The sequence below is a fragment of the Thalassorhabdomicrobium marinisediminis genome (assembly GCF_003072065.1).
In the GTDB taxonomy this organism is placed as follows: domain Bacteria; phylum Pseudomonadota; class Alphaproteobacteria; order Rhodobacterales; family Rhodobacteraceae; genus Octadecabacter; species Octadecabacter marinisediminis.
Genome location: NZ_QCYG01000002.1, coordinates 50,340 through 65,440, shown reverse-complemented (window position 1 = coordinate 65,440; position 15,101 = coordinate 50,340). Strand labels below are relative to the sequence as shown.

At 66.6% G+C, this 15,101-nt stretch carries 14 protein-coding genes; 6 read left to right on the top strand and 8 right to left on the bottom strand.

Annotated elements, in window-relative coordinates; translation table 11 throughout:
- Positions 1-74: 74 nt before the first annotated feature.
- From DC363_RS02695 to DC363_RS02685, 3 genes are all read right to left on the bottom strand, one after another.
- Entirely contained in the window at positions 75-2,846 is a 2,772-nt protein-coding gene (locus DC363_RS02695; protein ID WP_108639602.1) for a DUF4159 domain-containing protein, read from the bottom strand.
- A 238-nt stretch (positions 2,847-3,084) separates the two neighbouring features.
- On the bottom strand, positions 3,085-3,960 hold the full coding sequence (locus DC363_RS02690) for a DUF58 domain-containing protein (protein WP_108639601.1): 876 nt from the start codon (positions 3,958-3,960) through the stop codon (positions 3,085-3,087).
- The gene (locus DC363_RS02685; RefSeq protein WP_108639600.1) at positions 3,957-4,988 is read right to left on the bottom strand and encodes an AAA family ATPase; all 1,032 of its coding nucleotides are present in this window, start codon (positions 4,986-4,988) and stop codon (positions 3,957-3,959) included. Before DC363_RS02685 ends, DC363_RS02690 begins: the two co-directional genes overlap by 4 nt.
- Positions 4,989-5,053: 65 nt before the next feature.
- Here DC363_RS02685 and DC363_RS02680 point away from each other — a divergent pair, with 65 nt between their 5' ends.
- Together DC363_RS02680 and DC363_RS02675 are read left to right on the top strand one after the other, a co-directional pair.
- Positions 5,054-5,647, top strand: a complete 594-nt coding sequence (locus DC363_RS02680; RefSeq protein ID WP_108639599.1) for a DUF1285 domain-containing protein — start codon at positions 5,054-5,056, stop codon at positions 5,645-5,647.
- Positions 5,647-6,402, top strand: coding sequence for a hydroxypyruvate isomerase family protein (locus DC363_RS02675; RefSeq protein ID WP_108639598.1), 756 nt, complete (start codon positions 5,647-5,649; stop codon positions 6,400-6,402). The genes DC363_RS02680 and DC363_RS02675 overlap by 1 nt, the downstream gene beginning before the upstream one ends.
- A gap of 86 nt (positions 6,403-6,488) precedes the next feature.
- On the opposite strand, the gene DC363_RS02670 is transcribed toward DC363_RS02675, so the two are convergent.
- The 4 genes from DC363_RS02670 to DC363_RS02655 all read right to left on the bottom strand — a co-directional run bounded on the left by DC363_RS02670 (position 6,489) and on the right by DC363_RS02655 (position 9,972).
- Entirely contained in the window at positions 6,489-6,899 is a 411-nt protein-coding gene (locus DC363_RS02670) for a CopD family protein (RefSeq protein ID WP_108639597.1), read from the bottom strand.
- 46 nt (positions 6,900-6,945) lie between these two features.
- Positions 6,946-7,596, bottom strand: coding sequence for a DUF998 domain-containing protein (locus DC363_RS02665; RefSeq protein WP_108639596.1), 651 nt, complete (start codon positions 7,594-7,596; stop codon positions 6,946-6,948).
- Between the two features lie 366 nt (positions 7,597-7,962).
- Positions 7,963-8,481, bottom strand: a complete 519-nt coding sequence (locus DC363_RS02660; protein WP_108639595.1) for a DUF421 domain-containing protein — start codon at positions 8,479-8,481, stop codon at positions 7,963-7,965.
- Between the two features lie 12 nt (positions 8,482-8,493).
- Positions 8,494-9,972 (bottom strand): NAD-dependent succinate-semialdehyde dehydrogenase, encoded by a 1,479-nt coding sequence (locus DC363_RS02655; protein WP_108639594.1) that lies wholly within the window; start codon positions 9,970-9,972, stop codon positions 8,494-8,496.
- A gap of 72 nt (positions 9,973-10,044) precedes the next feature.
- Here DC363_RS02655 and DC363_RS02650 point away from each other — a divergent pair, with 72 nt between their 5' ends.
- Positions 10,045-10,830: an alpha/beta hydrolase gene (locus DC363_RS02650; RefSeq protein ID WP_108639593.1), complete on the top strand. Its 786-nt coding sequence runs from the start codon at positions 10,045-10,047 to the stop codon at positions 10,828-10,830.
- Between the two features lie 9 nt (positions 10,831-10,839).
- Here the strand turns inward: DC363_RS02650 and DC363_RS02645 are convergent, their stop codons facing one another.
- Positions 10,840-11,568: a glucose 1-dehydrogenase gene (locus DC363_RS02645; protein WP_108639933.1), complete on the bottom strand. Its 729-nt coding sequence runs from the start codon at positions 11,566-11,568 to the stop codon at positions 10,840-10,842.
- A gap of 147 nt (positions 11,569-11,715) precedes the next feature.
- Here DC363_RS02645 and DC363_RS02640 point away from each other — a divergent pair, with 147 nt between their 5' ends.
- The 3 genes from DC363_RS02640 (at position 11,716) to DC363_RS02630 (ending at position 15,095) form a co-directional block, all read left to right on the top strand.
- A complete protein-coding gene (locus tag DC363_RS02640) occupies positions 11,716-12,585 on the top strand; it encodes a L,D-transpeptidase (protein ID WP_108639592.1) in 870 nt (289 codons plus the stop codon).
- A gap of 105 nt (positions 12,586-12,690) precedes the next feature.
- Positions 12,691-13,767, top strand: a complete 1,077-nt coding sequence (locus tag DC363_RS02635) for a coiled-coil domain-containing protein (protein WP_108639591.1) — start codon at positions 12,691-12,693, stop codon at positions 13,765-13,767.
- Positions 13,768-13,976: 209 nt separating this feature from the next.
- A complete protein-coding gene (locus DC363_RS02630; RefSeq protein ID WP_108639590.1) occupies positions 13,977-15,095 on the top strand; it encodes a hypothetical protein in 1,119 nt (372 codons plus the stop codon).
- The last annotated feature ends 6 nt before the right edge of the window (positions 15,096-15,101 follow it).

Genomic DNA, 15,101 nt, shown 5'->3' with positions numbered 1-15,101 from the left:
CCACCGCCCCTGTTTCATCTGACCGGGAAAACTCCCGCCGGAGGCGCACATTGCGTCAAGTCGATCCCCCATATTCATTGCCCCAAACGGTCCAGCAATGCGGGCACATGCACTTGATCGGATTTATAATTTCCGGTCAGCACATGCATGATCAGGTTCACCCCGAACCGCAACGCGATCTCGCGCTGGCGCTGTCCGGCCTGACCGCGGCCCACGGGCACCAGCGGGTTGCCCAACTGGTCCGTGGCCCAGGCCGCCGCCCAATCGTTGCCGCCGATCACCACTGGCGTCACCCCGTCGTTGAGGTCGCGGAACGGCATGCCCTCGGCCCGCTCGGCCCCGGCGGGTGCAGCCTCGACCCAGACATCGCGGCCCGGGTGACGGCCGGGGAAATCCTGCAACAGATAGAAGGTGCGGGTGAGCACGTGATCTTCCGGGATCGGCTCAAGCGGTGGAATGTCCAGCCCGCGGGCGATGGCCTGCAGCTTGCGCCCCTCGGGGCTGGCCGAGCCGAAGCGCGCAAGGTCCGCGTCGCGGGTGTCGAACAGGATCATGCCGCCGGTGCGCAGATAGCGGTTCAGCTTGCCGTAGGCTTCCCGCGTGGGAAGCTGCTGGTCGGCGGTGATCGGCCAATAGAGGAAGGGAAACAGCGCCAGATCGTCGGTTTCGATGTCGATCCCCACGGGGAAGGATGGCTCGATCGAGGTACGTTGGAACAGGATGTTGGACAGCCCGTAAAGCCCCGCGTCCGATATCTCGTCCACGCGGGTGTCGCCGGTGATGACATAGGCCAGCACGACGTCCGAGGTGGCGGTGATGGCGAAGGTGTCGTCCTGCGCCTGCGCATCCCCCGGCGTCATCCCCAGCGCGAGGGTGAGGAGGACGCCCGCCGCCGCCCCGGACCCCGCCCGCGGCCCGCGCAACCGGCCCGAAAGCGCCAGCGAGGCGAGGATGTCGAGCGTCAGCAGCACCAGCGCTGCCGCCAGCAGCCAGCCTTTCAACAGCGTCTCGCGCTGCACATCGAGCCCTTCGACGGTGATCCGCGCGGGCCAGACGGCGGCGGCAAGCTCGGTGTCGCGGTCGGTGACGTTCAGAGCAATTCGGCGATCCTCACCAGCATAAAGCCCCGGCGGCAGAGTGGCCGAGGGGCGGGCAGAGGCGAGGTCCTCGCCCGCCACACCGGGCAGCGTGTCGGCGCGGTCCAGCGTGCCGAAGGCGTCCAGCACCTCTTCGATCTGCCATGTGGTGCCGGTAAGCTCGTCCGCGTCGGGCGCGCTGGGCCGGGTCGAGACTGCGAGCCGTTCGAGCATCTGCACGAACAGGCCCGACAGCGGCAGGGTGGACCATTCGGCGTTGGCGGTGACGTGGAACAGCACGACCGCCCCGTCGCCCGCGCTTTTGCGCGTCACCAGCGGCGTGCCGTCGGCCAGTTGCGCGATCACCCGCGACGCCAGCGTCGGGTCCGGCTGCGCCATGACCTGCGCCGAGACGGTCACGTCCTCGGGGATTGGCAGGCCTGCAAAGGGCGAGGTGTCGGCGAAGGGGGCCAGCGCCTTGGGTTCGCCCCAGGACATGGCCCCGCCGATGGAGCGCCCACCCACGCGCAGACGCACGGGCATCAGCGGGTCTTCGTCGCTGCGGCTGACGTCCGAGGCCGCAAGCCGCGGTCCGGCGAAGCGCACCAGCAGGCCGCCCGCCTCGACCCAGTCGAGCATGGCCTCGGCCTCGATGTCGGTCAGCGTTGCCACATCGGAAAGAATGATTACGTCGGGGTTGGCCAGCAGCACGTCCGCAAGCGGGCCGTCGATCAGGTCCGCCGTGGGGGACAGCGCTTGCCGCAGGTAGTGCAGCGGCGAGAGCAGATCGAGCGCTTCGCGCGGGGTCGCACCGGCCAGCAGCGCCACCTCGCGCCGTTTCAGCCCGTCGTCGGTGAGGCTGACCGCCCCCGCCGACCGCAGGCCCGCGATCTCGAACCGGGTGACGCGGTTGCGCAACTCGGGCGGCAGATCGAAAGTCGCGGTGGCGCTTGTGGCCTCGGCGTCGAAGGCGGCGGGGGCGCTGGCAAGGCGGCGTTCCACCCCCGCAGGGTCAAGGCCGATGGCGGTGACGGCGGTCTGCGTGGCGCGGCCGGGGGCCGAGCGCAGCACGGTGACAGAGACTGCGCCGTCCTCAAAGGTGGCGGGCCGCAGGGCGCGCACCGGTTGCGGGCTTTCGAAGGCGGTGACGGTGCCGTGCCTTTCAAGAGCTGCGAGTAGGTCCGCCCGGCTGTCGCGGGCCAGCCCGTCGGACAGCCAGAAGGTGTCGAAGTCGCCGTCCAGCTGCGCAGCCCAAGCGGCAAGGGCTTCGGCGTCGGGCGCGTAGGGCGCAGGCGTGAGCGAGGCGAGGCGTTGCCGCACCGCCTGCGCATCCTGAAACACCGGCGGCTCGGGCGGCAGATCGGTGAGCGTGACGAGCGCAGCCGTGCGCCCGTCGCGGGCCGCATCGGCCAGCGCCGCGTCCATCCGGTCGATGCGCCGCGCCCAGTCGCCCGCGTCGGCCCAGGTGCCATCGGCCAGAATCAGCAGCGGACCGGTGCCGGCGGTCTGTTTTTGCGGGTTCAGAACGGGGCCGGCGAAGGCGGTGATGATCGCGGCCACGGCCAGCAGGCGCAACAGCAGCAGCCACCACGGCGTGCGGTCAGTCTGGCTGTCGCTGTCGGTCAGCCCCAGCAGCAGCGCGACGCCGGGGAAACGGCGGCGGGTGGGCGCGGGCGGCACGGCGCGCAGCAGCAGCCAGAGGATCGGCAGCACCAGAAGGCCGAGCAGCAGCCAGGGGGCGGTGAAACCCAGGGGGCCGAGCGTCAGCATGGGCGCCTCGGGTGGGGGATGCGGTCATGTCGGTCTGCCCGGCGGCACGCCGGGCAACGCCGTCCCGCCCCTCCGGGGCGGCGTTGCCGCCCCCCCGGCGTGCCGGCGCTGCCCTGATCGCCCGGCTTGAAAGCGAGGCTTTGACCATCGATGCCGCCAAAGGGGGGCCAGCCCCCGTCGCGCGGGCGCGACTCCCCCGGGATATTTGTAAAGCAAAGATGATGCGGGCGGGGGCGGGTCATGGGCGGCGCTCCAGGGCCGCATAGATCCAGAGCAGGGCGGCGGAGGCCGGCGCATCGGTGTGATGGGTGTGGACCTGCCATCCGGTGGCGCGGGCTAGGGTGGCAAGGCGGTCCTTGCGCTCGGCGAGGCGCTCAAGATAGCGGTCGCGCAGGTCGCGGGCCTTCAACGTCTCATGGGTGACGCTGCCCGACATGCTCTCGAAGATGGTGCGTCCGTCGTAGGGGAACGCCTCTTCCGCGGGGTCAAGCACCTGCACCAGCGCGCCGCGCACGTCGCGGTCGGCGGCGCGGGTCAAGGCGGCTTCGGTGGTCTCTATGTCGCCCAGAAAGTCGGAGATGAACAGCGCGCGGGAGTGGCGCAGCAGTCCCGAGGCCTCGGGCGTGCCGAAATCGCTGTCGGTGTCTTGCGAAAGCAGCGTGGCGAGCTGTGTGAGCTGAGCCTCGCCCCGGCGCGGCGGCAGCGTATCGCCCGCCAGCCCGACCCGTTCGCCACCGCGCAGCAGCAGGATCGCCGCGGCCAGCGCCAGCCTGCGCGCCCGCTCGGCCTTGGTGGGAATATCTTTGGTGGACGCAAAGGACATGGATGCCGCACCATCGACCCAAAGCTGCACGCTTTGCGCGATCTGCCATTCCTTTTCCTGAATGAACTGCGCATCCGACCGCGCCGAGCGGCGCCAGTCGATGGCGCGCAGGCCGTCGTGGTTCTGCGCCGGGCGGTATTGCCAGAAGGTGTCGCCAACCCCGGCGCGGCGCCGCCCGTGGTCGCCCACCAGCACCGTCGCGGCAAGGTGTTCCGCCTCGGCCAGAAGCGGCGGGAAGGGCGCCGCGAGGGTTTCGGCGCCGGACCTGAGGGACAGGGGCGTGTCGGTCATGCCGCGGCGGTCACCGAGGTGATCCGGGTGGCGACCGTATCGATGACATCCGCGAGGCGGACGCCCCGGGCGCGGGCGGCGAAGCTGAGCGCCATGCGGTGCGACAGCACCGGCGCGGCCATGCGGCGCACGTCTTCGGCCGAGGGCACGAGGCGGCCGCGCAGCAGCGCTTCGGCCCGCACCGTAAGCATCAGGGCCTGCGCCGCGCGCGGGCCGGGGCCCCAGCTGACCGCATCGCGCACCGCCTCGGGGGCTGTGTCATCGTCCGGACGGCAGGCGCGCACAAGATCGAGGATCATCTCGACGATGGCGTCGCCCACGGGCATGCGGCGCAGCAGCGTCTGCGCGGCCAGAAGCTCTTGCGCGGTGAAGATCGCCCCGGCCTCATCCTCGGCCACGCCGGTGGTCGCGATGAGGATGTCACGCTCGGTGTCGCGGTCAGGGTAGGGCACGTCAATCTGCACGAGGAACCGGTCAAGCTGGGCTTCGGGCAGGGGGTAGGTGCCTTCCTGTTCGATGGGGTTCTGGGTGGCCAGCACGTGGAACGGCACGCCGAGGGGGCGGTGCGCGCCGGCGATGGTCACCTCTTTTTCCTGCATGGCTTGCAGCAGGGCGGACTGGGTGCGCGGGCTGGCGCGGTTGATCTCGTCCGCCATCAGAAGCTGACAGAACACCGGCCCTTCGATGAAGCGGAAATCGCGCGTGCCGTCGGCGGCGGTTTCCAGCACCTCGGAGCCGAGAATGTCGGCGGGCATCAGGTCGGGCGTGAACTGGATGCGGTTGCCGTCCAGCCCCATGACCGTGGAGAGCGTGTCGACCAGCCGCGTCTTGCCCAGACCGGGCAGGCCGATCAGCAGCGCGTGACCGCCGCAGAGCAGCGCCGCCAGCGTCAGGTCCACCACGTCGTCCTGCCCGATGAACCGACGGGCAATCGACGCGCGCGCCTGTGCCAGTTTGCCGCCCAGAGCTTCGATCTCGGCCACGAGGTGATCGTCGGAGGGGCGCGGGGTCTGATCAGGGCTGGTCATGGAAATCCGATCCTTTAGGGTCATATATACCTGCAACAGAAGAACAGATATCCCGGGGAAGCCCAATGGCAAAAACAAACCAAAGTGAGGACGGCGGCGGCGTCTCGGCGGAAAGCCTCGCATCGGCGGCCAAGGCGGCCAGCCGCGGGCGCGGATTGCCGCCGGTGGACAAATGGAACCCCGAGTTCTGCGGTGATCTGGACATGCGGATCGCGCGGGACGGGACGTGGTTCTATCTGGGCACGCCCATTGGGCGGCCCGAGCTGGTGCGGCTGTTCTCGACGATCCTCAAGCGGGAGGGGGACGATTATTTTCTGGTGACGCCGGTCGAAAAGGTCGGGATCACCGTGGATGACGCGCCCTTTGTGGCTGTGGATTTCGAGCGCGACGGAGACGGTTTGCGGTTTGTCACCAATGTCGGGGACGAGGCTGTGGCGGGCCCCGATCATCCGATCCGCGTGGAGCGGGATCCGGACACCGGAGAGCCGTCGCCCTATGTTCTGATCCGCCGCAACCTCGAGGCGCTGATCGACCGCAAGTCGTTCTACCGGCTGGTCGAGATCGGCGAGACGGCGGAGCACGCAGGCGAAGACTGGTTCGGGCTCCGCTCACTGGGCGAGTTCTTCCCGATCATTCCGGCGGCGGAGCTTCCGACCTAGTGCCACGGTTCTGCGCCAACCTGTCGATGCTGTTCACCGAATATCCGTTGCTCGAGCGGCCCCGCGCCGCCGCAGAGGCCGGGTTCGACGCGGTGGAGATCCTGTTTCCCTATGACGAGAATGCCGCGGCGTTGGGCACGGCACTGGCGCGGGCGAAGCTGCCTTTGGCGCTGATCAACTGCCCGCCGCCGAATTACGCGGACCCCGACGGGCCGCGGGGGTTTGCCGCCGTGCCGGGGGAGGCGGCGCGGTTCCAGCAGGCGTTCCGGCGCAGCTTGCGTTACGCGGGCGCGCTGGGGGCGGAGTTCGTACACATCATGGCGGGCGTGGCTGAAGGGGCGGCAGCGCAAGCGTGTTTCATCGACAATCTGCGCTGGGCGGCCGCGCAGGCGCCGAAGCAAAAGCTGACGATTGAGCCGATCAACGCGGGCGATATGCCAGGGTATTTTCTTAACGATTTCGATCTGGCGCTGGAGGTGCTCGACGCGGTGGATGCGCCGAACCTGTTGTTGCAGTTCGACGCCTATCACGCGGCGCAGATCACCGGCGATGTGACAGGCACCTGGGAGCGGGTAAAGCACCGGGTGGCGCATGTGCAGGTGGGCGGGGTGCCGGACCGGCACGAGCCTGCGGGCGGCGATTTCGATTATCCGGCGTTTTTCGCGCGGCTGGATGCGGAGGGGTATCGAGGCTGGGTGAGCGGGGAATACCGGCCCGCGGTGCGGACCGAGGACGGGCTGGATTGGATCCGGTGAGGCGATGCGGGGCGCGGGGCGCTTGCGGCGGGCTTTGGGGTTTCAGGTATTTTTGAACCAGAGAAGCAGGGGGCGTTGGCGCTTGACTAGAAGGGTTTGACGACGACGACCCAGAGGATGGCGATGACGCCGATCACGCTCACTTCATTGAAAATGCGCAGGTAGGTGTCGCTTTCGCGAAATTCGCCCCGTTTGGCACGCCGGACCATGGCGCCGGTGAGCATGTAGTGCCCGGCGAGCAGAGCGACGAGGGCGAGTTTCACCCAGACCCAAGGCGGAAAGCTCCAGCTTGCGGCGAGCCAGAGGCCGGTGAGCAGGGCGATCACCATGAGGCCTGCCGAGAAGCGGTAGAGGCGGAAGGTCAGATCGCCGATGGGGCCGAAGGTGCCGGTCGCCGCGTGGTCGCGCTTCCAGTAGATCAGCGCGCGGGGGACGGCGAAGATCGATGTCATCCAGCCCATGACGCACAGAAGGTGTATGATCTTGACCCATGCCATGGGGTCTTGTGGCCGATCCCGCTGGGGGGCGCAAGGCGCTGTGCGGTCAGGTGCGGCGGTGGTGGACGCGTTTGAGGAACAGCCGGGCGAGGGTGAGGATCATCGCGAAGGACAGCAGGCCCAAGCCACGCTCGTAAAGGCCGTCCACATCCGTGGGCAGGAAGAAGAAGATCGGCGCGGCGAGGAGCCACAGCGTGCCGGTGATCCGCAGGCTGAGCCTGTAGCCCGCCCCGGCGCGCCCCGCGCCCTCGGCCATGCCGAAACAGACCACGGGCATGCAGATGCCAAGCCCATAGACGAGGTAACGGTGGATCACCCAGCCGTCGCTGTCCGCATCGCCGTATTCGTTGCGCGCGCCGATGAGGAAGACCAGCAGGCCGAAGACGATGAGCGCGACGATGGCACTGCTCCATTTCCAGTCGCCCAGATGCACATGGGCCGCAAGGACGGCCATCGACAGCAGGCCGGCGGAGAACATGTAAAGGCCGGTGTCCACGATATATTCGTATTTGCCCGCGCCCAGATCGCTGATCGTGTCGGCGATCATCGAATTGTTCGGCACGAGGATGTCGGCAAGGATCACGGCGGCGGCGAAGATCACGCAGCCGAGGATGCTGGCCCAGGCGAGCAGGCGGATCAGTCCGTCCTGTTCCTCGACATGGACGCGGACGGTTTCTGAGCGGCTGGTGCGTGACATCGGGACCTCTTTGCGGGGAATGTGGCGGGTCAACGCGCGAAAGCGGGCTTTGGTTCAATGCAAGCGACGCGATTGTGGCCCGAGGCAGCGGTGGGCGCTGACGGGCGGGCAGTCTTGTCGGGGTTTGTGCAAGGTATCTTGGGTGAAGGGCGGGCCGTGGGGGCGCAGGGCCCCCAAGGTCTGATGCGCTGCGACCTGCCTCTGCACCCGATCTGCGCGAGCGCGCGGGGGTGGTCTGAGAGGCCGGTTGCCACAGATGTCCATGGCGCACGGGGGTGGAAAGGCCCCGCGCGGGTTAACCATGTGCGACACTAAAGCGGAGCGGTTGCTATGGGCTGAACGGGCCGCGCGGTGGGCGCGCAACGGCTAGTCGATGGTCTTGACGCCCTCAAGCAGGCGTTCGTCGAAATGGTCGCCGTGCAGCACCGCAATGTCGCCGGTGGTTTCCAGCACCACGGCCTGCACGCGGTCGATCTCCAGCGCGTTCGCCTCTCGCAGTTTGGCGATCAGGTCGGTGCGCGCGGTGCGGGTGAGGCGGAGCGCCTTTTCGTTGATCACACCGTTGCGCATCAGGATCACCGGCGTGTTGTGCATCACGTCGGTGGCAGCATCGGAGTGCTGGCGCAGCACCGCAAAGGCGACCTGCGCGGCGAGCAGACCGGCGATGCCGAAGATCGCCTGCACGTAGCTGGTCCATGTGGTGGATTGCACCGCCGCGGCAAGCATCGAGCCGCAGGCCACGGTCGAGATGAAGTCGAACGGGGTCATCTTGGAGAAGGCCCGCAGCCCGACGATGCGGACCACGGTGATCACCCAGATGAGCGCCACGAGGGACAAAAGAAGCCCCCGCAACACAAGATCGAGGGGCAGGAAATCTGTGAACATGAAACGCCGTTTCTAGACTGCGGTGCAGATGTATTTCAGCTCCATGTAGTCCTCGATCCCGTGACGGCTACCCTCACGGCCCAGACCGGACTGCTTAACGCCGCCGAAGGGGGCCACTTCGGTGGAGATAATCCCCGTGTTGACGCCGACGATGCCGTATTCCAGTGCCTCTTGCACCTTGACCACGCGCGAGAGGTCCTTGGCGTAGAAGTAGGAGGCAAGGCCGAAGATCGTGTCGTTGGCCATGGCGATCACGTCATCCTCATCCTCGAACTTGAACAGGGGCGCGAAGGGGCCGAAGGTTTCATCCGTGGCGACCTGCATCTCTTGCGTGGCGCCGGTGACAATGGTGGGTTTGAAGAACTGGCCTTTGAGGGGGTGCTCCTCCCCTCCGGTGAGGACGGTGGCGCCCTTGTCGACCGCGTCTTTCAGGTGCTCTTTCACCTTGTCGATGGCGCTGGGCTCGATCAGCGGGCCAAGGTCCGTACCGTCTTTCAGGCCGTCACCGACGTGCAGATCCTCAACCGCCTTTTTCAGCTTCTCGGCAAATGCGTCATAGACGCCGGCTTGCACATAGATGCGGTTGGCGCAGACGCAGGTCTGGCCGTTGTTGCGGAATTTGCAGGCGATGGCGCCTTTCACGGCCTCGTCCAGATCGGCGTCGTCGAAGACGATGAAGGGCGCGTTGCCGCCCAGCTCCATGGAGCATTTCATCACCTGATCGGCGGCTTGCTTGAGCAGAATGCGGCCGACTTCGGTGGAGCCTGTGAAGGTCAGTTTGCGCACAAGGGGGTTTTCGCAGAATTCCTTGCCCGCTTCCGAGCTGGACGTGGTGGTGACGACCGAGAACAGCCCCGCCGGCACGCCCGCTTCTTCGGCGAGTTTCGCCATCGCAAGCGCCGACAGCGGGGTGAGCGAGGGGGGGCGGATCACGAAAGAACAGCCCGCCGCCAGCGCGGGGGCGACCTTGCGGGCGATCATCGCGTTGGGGAAATTCCACGGCGTGATGCCGGCGGCGACGCCGATGGGCTGCTTGATCACGGTCAGGCGCAGGTTCGGCTGGTGGCCGGGGATCGTCTCACCGTAGATGCGCTTGGCCTCTTCCGCGAACCATTCCACGAAGGACGCGCCGTAAGCCACTTCGCCGCGCGATTCCGTCATCGGCTTGCCCTGTTCGGCGGTCATGATCATGGCGAGGTCTTCCTGATTCTCCATCATCAGGTCGAACCACTTGCGCAGGACGCCCGCGCGGTCCTTGCCGGTGCGGGAGGCCCAGTCGTGGCGGGCCTGTTCGGCGGCGTCGATGGCGTCGGCGATTTCTTCGCGGCTCAGGTCGGCGACCTTGGCGATCACGTCGCCGCGGGCGGGGTTGACCACGTCGAAGGTCTTGCCGGATTTGGCATCGACCCAAGCGCCGCCAAGGAAGGCCTGTTCGCAGAGCAGATCCGCACGGGTGAGCATGGATTTGAGGTCGGTCGTGGAATCGAGCATTGTGGCCTCCGAAAGGGAATGTGTGGTCCCGCCACAATTATTCCGAAGCACGCAATTGTCCATGGGGGACGCATGACCAGAGAGCAGGCCGACGACGCCTATGCCAACAGCAAGCACATCCCGAACGGTGAGACTTACCTTGCCCGGTGGGAGGCGACCGCGCAGGTGTTCCGCGACCATCACCGCCTGAAAGAGCTGAACGTGCCTTACGGGCCCGACGCGCGGCAGACCTATGACATCTTCCACCCCGAGCGGCTGGCCAAGGGCACGGTGGTCTTTCTGCATGGGGGCTACTGGATGGCGGGCGCGCCGGGGATGTTCTCGCACCTTGCCACGGGGGCGCTGGGGGCGGGCTATGCTTGCGCCATGCCCGGCTATACGCTGGCGCCCGGGGCGCGGATCGGGGACATCGTGCACGAGGTTGCGATGGCGCTGGAGGCGATTGTGCGCTGCACGGCGGGGCCGATCTACCTTGCGGGGCATTCGGCGGGCGGGCATCTGGCTGCGCGGATGGCCTGTGTGGACATGATGGCGGAGTGGTCGGTGCGGCTGGCGCGGATCGTCCCGATCTCGCCCCTGTCCGATCTTGAGCCGCTGCGCGCGACCTCGATGAACGACACCTTGGGGATCGACGCGGAGGAGGCGCGGGCGGAAAGCCCGGTGCATCACGTCCCGCAAGAGGTGCCGGTGACGGTCTGGGTGGGCGGCGCGGAGCGGCCTGCGTTCTTGCAGCAGGCACAAGCGCTGGCCAAGGCTTGGGGCTGCGGGCATGTGGTGGAACCGGCGCGCCACCATTTCGACGTGATCGAAGGGTTGGAGCGGCCCGACAGCGCCTTGATGCAGACGCTGCTGGCCTGACCGTGGGGGTCAGATGCAGCGGCCGCCGTCCACTTCCATGGCGACACCGGTGATCATGCTCGCCGCGTCCGAGCACAGGAAGGCCGCGGCCTGGCCCATGTCTTCCGGGGTGGAGAAGCGCCCGATGGGGATGGTCGAGAGGAATTTGGCACGCACCTCCGGCGTATCCTCCCCCATGAACGACTTTAGCAGCGGCGTTTCCCCGGCAACGGGGTTGAGTGCGTTGACGCGGATGCCGTGGGGGGCGAGCTCCACCGCCATCGCCTTGGTCGCCGTGATCAGCCAGCCCTTGGAAGCGTTGTACCAGCTGAGATTCGGGCGCGGGCTGACCCCGGCGGTGGAGGCGATGTTGAGGATCGCGCCCGAGCCGCGCGCCTTCATCTGCGGCACAATGGTCCGCGCGATCAGATAGACCGATTTCATATTCACCTGATAGATCCGCTCGAAGTCGGCGTCGTCGACCTCTTCCATCGGTTGCGGCAGGTGGGTGACGCCGGCGTTGTTCACGATGATGTCGGGGTAGGGCATCTGGTCGGCCATGCGCCGGATGCTGGCGGCATCGGCCACATCGACCTGCCACGGCGTGGCCCCGATCCTTTGCGCCACGTCGCGGGCGGCGCTTTCGTTGATGTCGGCCACCAGAACCGAGGCCCCTTCGGCGGTGAATGTCGTGGCGATGCCCGCGCCGAAGCCGGAGCCCGCGCCGGTGACGATGGCGGTTTTTCCTGCAAGTCTCATGCGCCGCAGCATGGCCGCGACGCCGCGCGAGTGCCAGAGGATTGTGACCGCGATGCCATTGCCGGGGCGCAAAGACGTCCCCTGGGCTGGTCTTGTCGGCGTTCAGGCTGTTAAATCGGCGCGAATCCGGAATTTCAGAGGGCCTTCATGACAGTTTCATTCCCAAAACTCCTGCGCGGCGGGGCGGCACTGCTCGGTCTTGGACTGCTCGTCGCCTGTGGCGCGGCCCCGGTGGAAGAGGTCGAATTGATCGGCGGCGTGCCCGCAGACCAGATCGTTGAGGGGTATGGGCTGATTCAGGATGGCGAATACACTCTGCCGCCGATCCCGGCGGAATACCTGCAAGGGGTCAACCGGCGCGCCTTTGTGCCCTACAACGGGCCAGAGGCCGAGGGCACCATCGTCGTCGATATTCACGCCAAGCTGCTGTATCTGGTGGAAGAGGATGGCATGGCGCGGCGCTATCCCATCGCGGTCGGGCGGCAGGGGCTGTCGATGCGGCAGCCGTCGGTGGTGCGGATGAAGCGCGAATGGCCCGGCTGGACGCCGACGCAGAACATGCTGCGCACCCAGCCCGAGGTTTACGGCCCGTTCCGGCGCGGGGTCGAAGGCGGGCTGGCCAGCCCGCTGGGGGCCCGTGCGCTGTATCTGTTCCAGAACGGACGCGACACGCACTTCCGCATCCATGGCACCAATGACCTGCCCTCGATCGGCAATTCCGGCTCGGCCGGCTGCATCCGGCTGTTCAACCACGACATCATCGACCTTTATCCCCGGGTTCCCATGGGCACCCGCGTCGTCATCCGCTCTTACGAGGAGTCGGTGCGGCTTGAGGGGGAGGAGCTGGCCAACCGGGGTGTGGTCCTGCCGCCCAATATCGTTGATCCCGACGTGATCTATGGCGCAGAGCGGGCGGGGCGCGAGGATGCGGCACCGGCACCGGCGCCTGCCGAAGAAGAAGAAGAGGTCGTCGCGACCCGTGATCCGCTGGGGTCGGGCACGATCTCGGGCAGCTGACCGCGCCCTTGCGGCTGCGGGGTGCGAAAATTTCTACTCGCGCCACGAAAATGACGCTAACCTCGCCTTAATACCTTCGAGAGATTGATTAAGGCGAGGACCCGAATGGCCGATTTTGACGCGCAGATCCGCAAATCCCAATCCGAAGTTGCCGAGGCGCAATCGAAGATTTCCGAACTGACCAGCCGGATTGAGGTCGCGCGCCAGAAAATGGCCGAGGGCACCGACATCTCGGTCGATATCGAAAACGCGACGCTTGAAGATGTCCACGCCCACACCGAAGCGATGAACGCCAATATCGCCGAACTCATCATGGGGCTGGACGACGTGACCGCTGGCTTCCAGCAGGACTTCGACGAGATGCGCAACAAGACCGGCTGGGAAACCTTTGTCGGGTTCTTCTCGAAGGGCAAGTCGGAGTCCATGCGGCAAGAGCGGATGCGCACGGCAAGCGTCGATGACAAGCTGCAGGACCTGATTTCCAAGTCTGACACGATCACCGCGCTCCTCGACAACCAGTTCGCCATCCTTGAAGAGCAGAAAAGCAAGGTCGAAAGCAACCTCGCCGAGACGCTGGAAGAGCGGGAGGCTGTCGTCGGCGAGCTTGAGGCGATCCGCGCGGAGATTCTGGCGATGGACCCGAAGATCATCGCGCTGGAGAACAAGATCGCCGTAGAACAGGACGCCGCCGCGCGCACCAAGCTCGAGACCGAACTGGCGCAGATGAACGCGGGCTACAATGAAGCGGTGCAGCAAGAGCAAGTGAAACTGGCCAAGAGCCAGACGCTTGAGCGGTATATCGAGAAGGGCAAGACCTGGATCGACAGCCTGCAAAATCAGGCGGCGACGCAGATGGTGCTGATCAACAAGCTGCAGACGGACACCAAGCAGCGGGTTGTTTTGTATGACGCTTTGACCAAATCGCTCAAGACCGCGCAACAGCAGGACGTGGCGCACCGGATCAACGAGATCGGCGTGAAAACGGATCAGGAAGCCCAGACGGCCATGGCGGCGATCGGCTCGGCCACCAATGCGCGGATGGCGGATATGCTGGAAGCGCATGAGGATCACATGGTCTTCGCCCGCGAGGTGCTGGAGCAGAAGGCCAAGGCGGATGAGCGGTTCATGCGCCGGTTTGCCAAGATCGTCGAGAAGCATGACAGCAACCAGTATGGGGCTTGAGCGCGTCTTGGAAACGCTCCGGTGGAGCGTTTCAGCGCGAAAGGGGCGGAGCCCTAAGCTATGAAATCTAGACGAAACATAGGGCACCCCCCGGCCGCGGGTGGGGGTGCAGCCCCCGCCCGAGGGGGCGGTCGGGGGCTGCCCGCGCCGCAAGCGACACGGGCGGGAGCTAGGGACAGGTTGCGCCTGCATTTCGGTGGGCGAAGACCATGACCGACCCCGCGCTTGACCACTTCCAACTTGAAGACACCCGCGTCACGCGGCGCTATTTCGGCAAGTTCGAGACCATCATCGGCCATCTGGGCCGGGTTGCCGCCACGCTTGAGGTCGAGGGGCGGCTGAGCAAGCGCGATGTCGAGGTGATGACCCGCTATATCGTCGGGCTCAATTACACCTTCCGGGCGCTCGCCCATAAGTATCATTTCAGCGGGCGCTTCGCCCATGCGGGCAAGCTGACCTTCGACCGGGTGGACAGCGGCTTTCCGGTCTATTCCGAGCTGTTGACCATGGCCAATGACGCAGCCCAGGCGGGGCGGCATCTGGCGGGGATGCGCAGCGCCGAGACGCTCAAACAGGACATGCTGCGGGTGATCCTGAACGAGCATGAGGTGCCAACGAAGCTGCAATACGCCCTGTCGCAACGGCTGTACTACGAGGAGTTGGCCAAGGGCGATCTGTTCTGGGCGCGCAATGATCCGCAGGCGATCTGGCTGGGCAATGTTGACGAGAAACGGCGGCGGTTTCTGGTGCATTGGGCGGTCTATGACAGCCAGATCAACCTGCCCACGATCTACATGCTGGAGCTTGAGGACACGGGCCGCATCGGCCTGCCGAAAGACGACCGCCGCTGGCCCGAGGCGCAGGCGCACCTGATGGCGCAATCCGTGGCCGGACTGAAGCTGCTGACCATCGCCAAGGGCTTTGACGAGGATTTCGACGATCTGCACCCCAAGCGCCTGCGCCGCTTTCACGTGGGTCCGATGTATTCCCACGCCTTCACCCGGCAGGCGGGGCCGTTGCGCGAGGTGCTGGATCTGGCCCGCGCGCCGGTGGGCGAGGATTGGGCGCTGGTGTGGACCGAGGAGGAACTGCTGTCGGAGGACACGCGGCGCGAACGGTCGGGCTGGTTTGGTACGGTCGAGCGCGAACGTTTCGCACTGGACCCCTTTGCCGGGCGCGGGGCCGAGACCGGGGCCAGCCGGGTCGAGCGCAGCATCATCCTGCCGCAGCGGCCCTATCAGGCGCTGGAAGAGCGGCGTCCAGCGGGGTTTTCCGACGTGCGCAAATTCGTCGTTTCACCCCGCGGGCGGGTGTTGAGCTATCGGTGAGGGCGG

Bases quoted from the DNA above. Each gene is read 5' to 3' on its own strand.
- DC363_RS02645 (WP_108639933.1), bottom strand. From the start codon at position 11,568: ATGAGACTTGCAGGAAAAACCGCCATCGTCACCGGCGCGGGCTCCGGC.
- DC363_RS02660 (WP_108639595.1), bottom strand. From the start codon at position 8,481: ATGTTCACAGATTTCCTGCCCCTCGATCTTGTGTTGCGGGGGCTTCTT.
- DC363_RS02655 (WP_108639594.1), bottom strand. From the start codon at position 9,972: ATGCTCGATTCCACGACCGACCTCAAATCCATGCTCACCCGTGCGGAT.
- DC363_RS02690 (WP_108639601.1), bottom strand. From the start codon at position 3,960: ATGACCGACACGCCCCTGTCCCTCAGGTCCGGCGCCGAAACCCTCGCG.
- DC363_RS02695 (WP_108639602.1), bottom strand. From the start codon at position 2,846: ATGCTGACGCTCGGCCCCCTGGGTTTCACCGCCCCCTGGCTGCTGCTC.
- DC363_RS02635 (WP_108639591.1), top strand. From the start codon at position 12,691: ATGGCCGATTTTGACGCGCAGATCCGCAAATCCCAATCCGAAGTTGCC.
- DC363_RS02680 (WP_108639599.1), top strand. From the start codon at position 5,054: ATGGCAAAAACAAACCAAAGTGAGGACGGCGGCGGCGTCTCGGCGGAA.
- DC363_RS02685 (WP_108639600.1), bottom strand. From the start codon at position 4,988: ATGACCAGCCCTGATCAGACCCCGCGCCCCTCCGACGATCACCTCGTG.
- DC363_RS02670 (WP_108639597.1), bottom strand. From the start codon at position 6,899: ATGGCATGGGTCAAGATCATACACCTTCTGTGCGTCATGGGCTGGATG.
- DC363_RS02640 (WP_108639592.1), top strand. From the start codon at position 11,716: ATGACAGTTTCATTCCCAAAACTCCTGCGCGGCGGGGCGGCACTGCTC.
- DC363_RS02665 (WP_108639596.1), bottom strand. From the start codon at position 7,596: ATGTCACGCACCAGCCGCTCAGAAACCGTCCGCGTCCATGTCGAGGAA.
- DC363_RS02650 (WP_108639593.1), top strand. From the start codon at position 10,045: ATGACCAGAGAGCAGGCCGACGACGCCTATGCCAACAGCAAGCACATC.
- DC363_RS02630 (WP_108639590.1), top strand. From the start codon at position 13,977: ATGACCGACCCCGCGCTTGACCACTTCCAACTTGAAGACACCCGCGTC.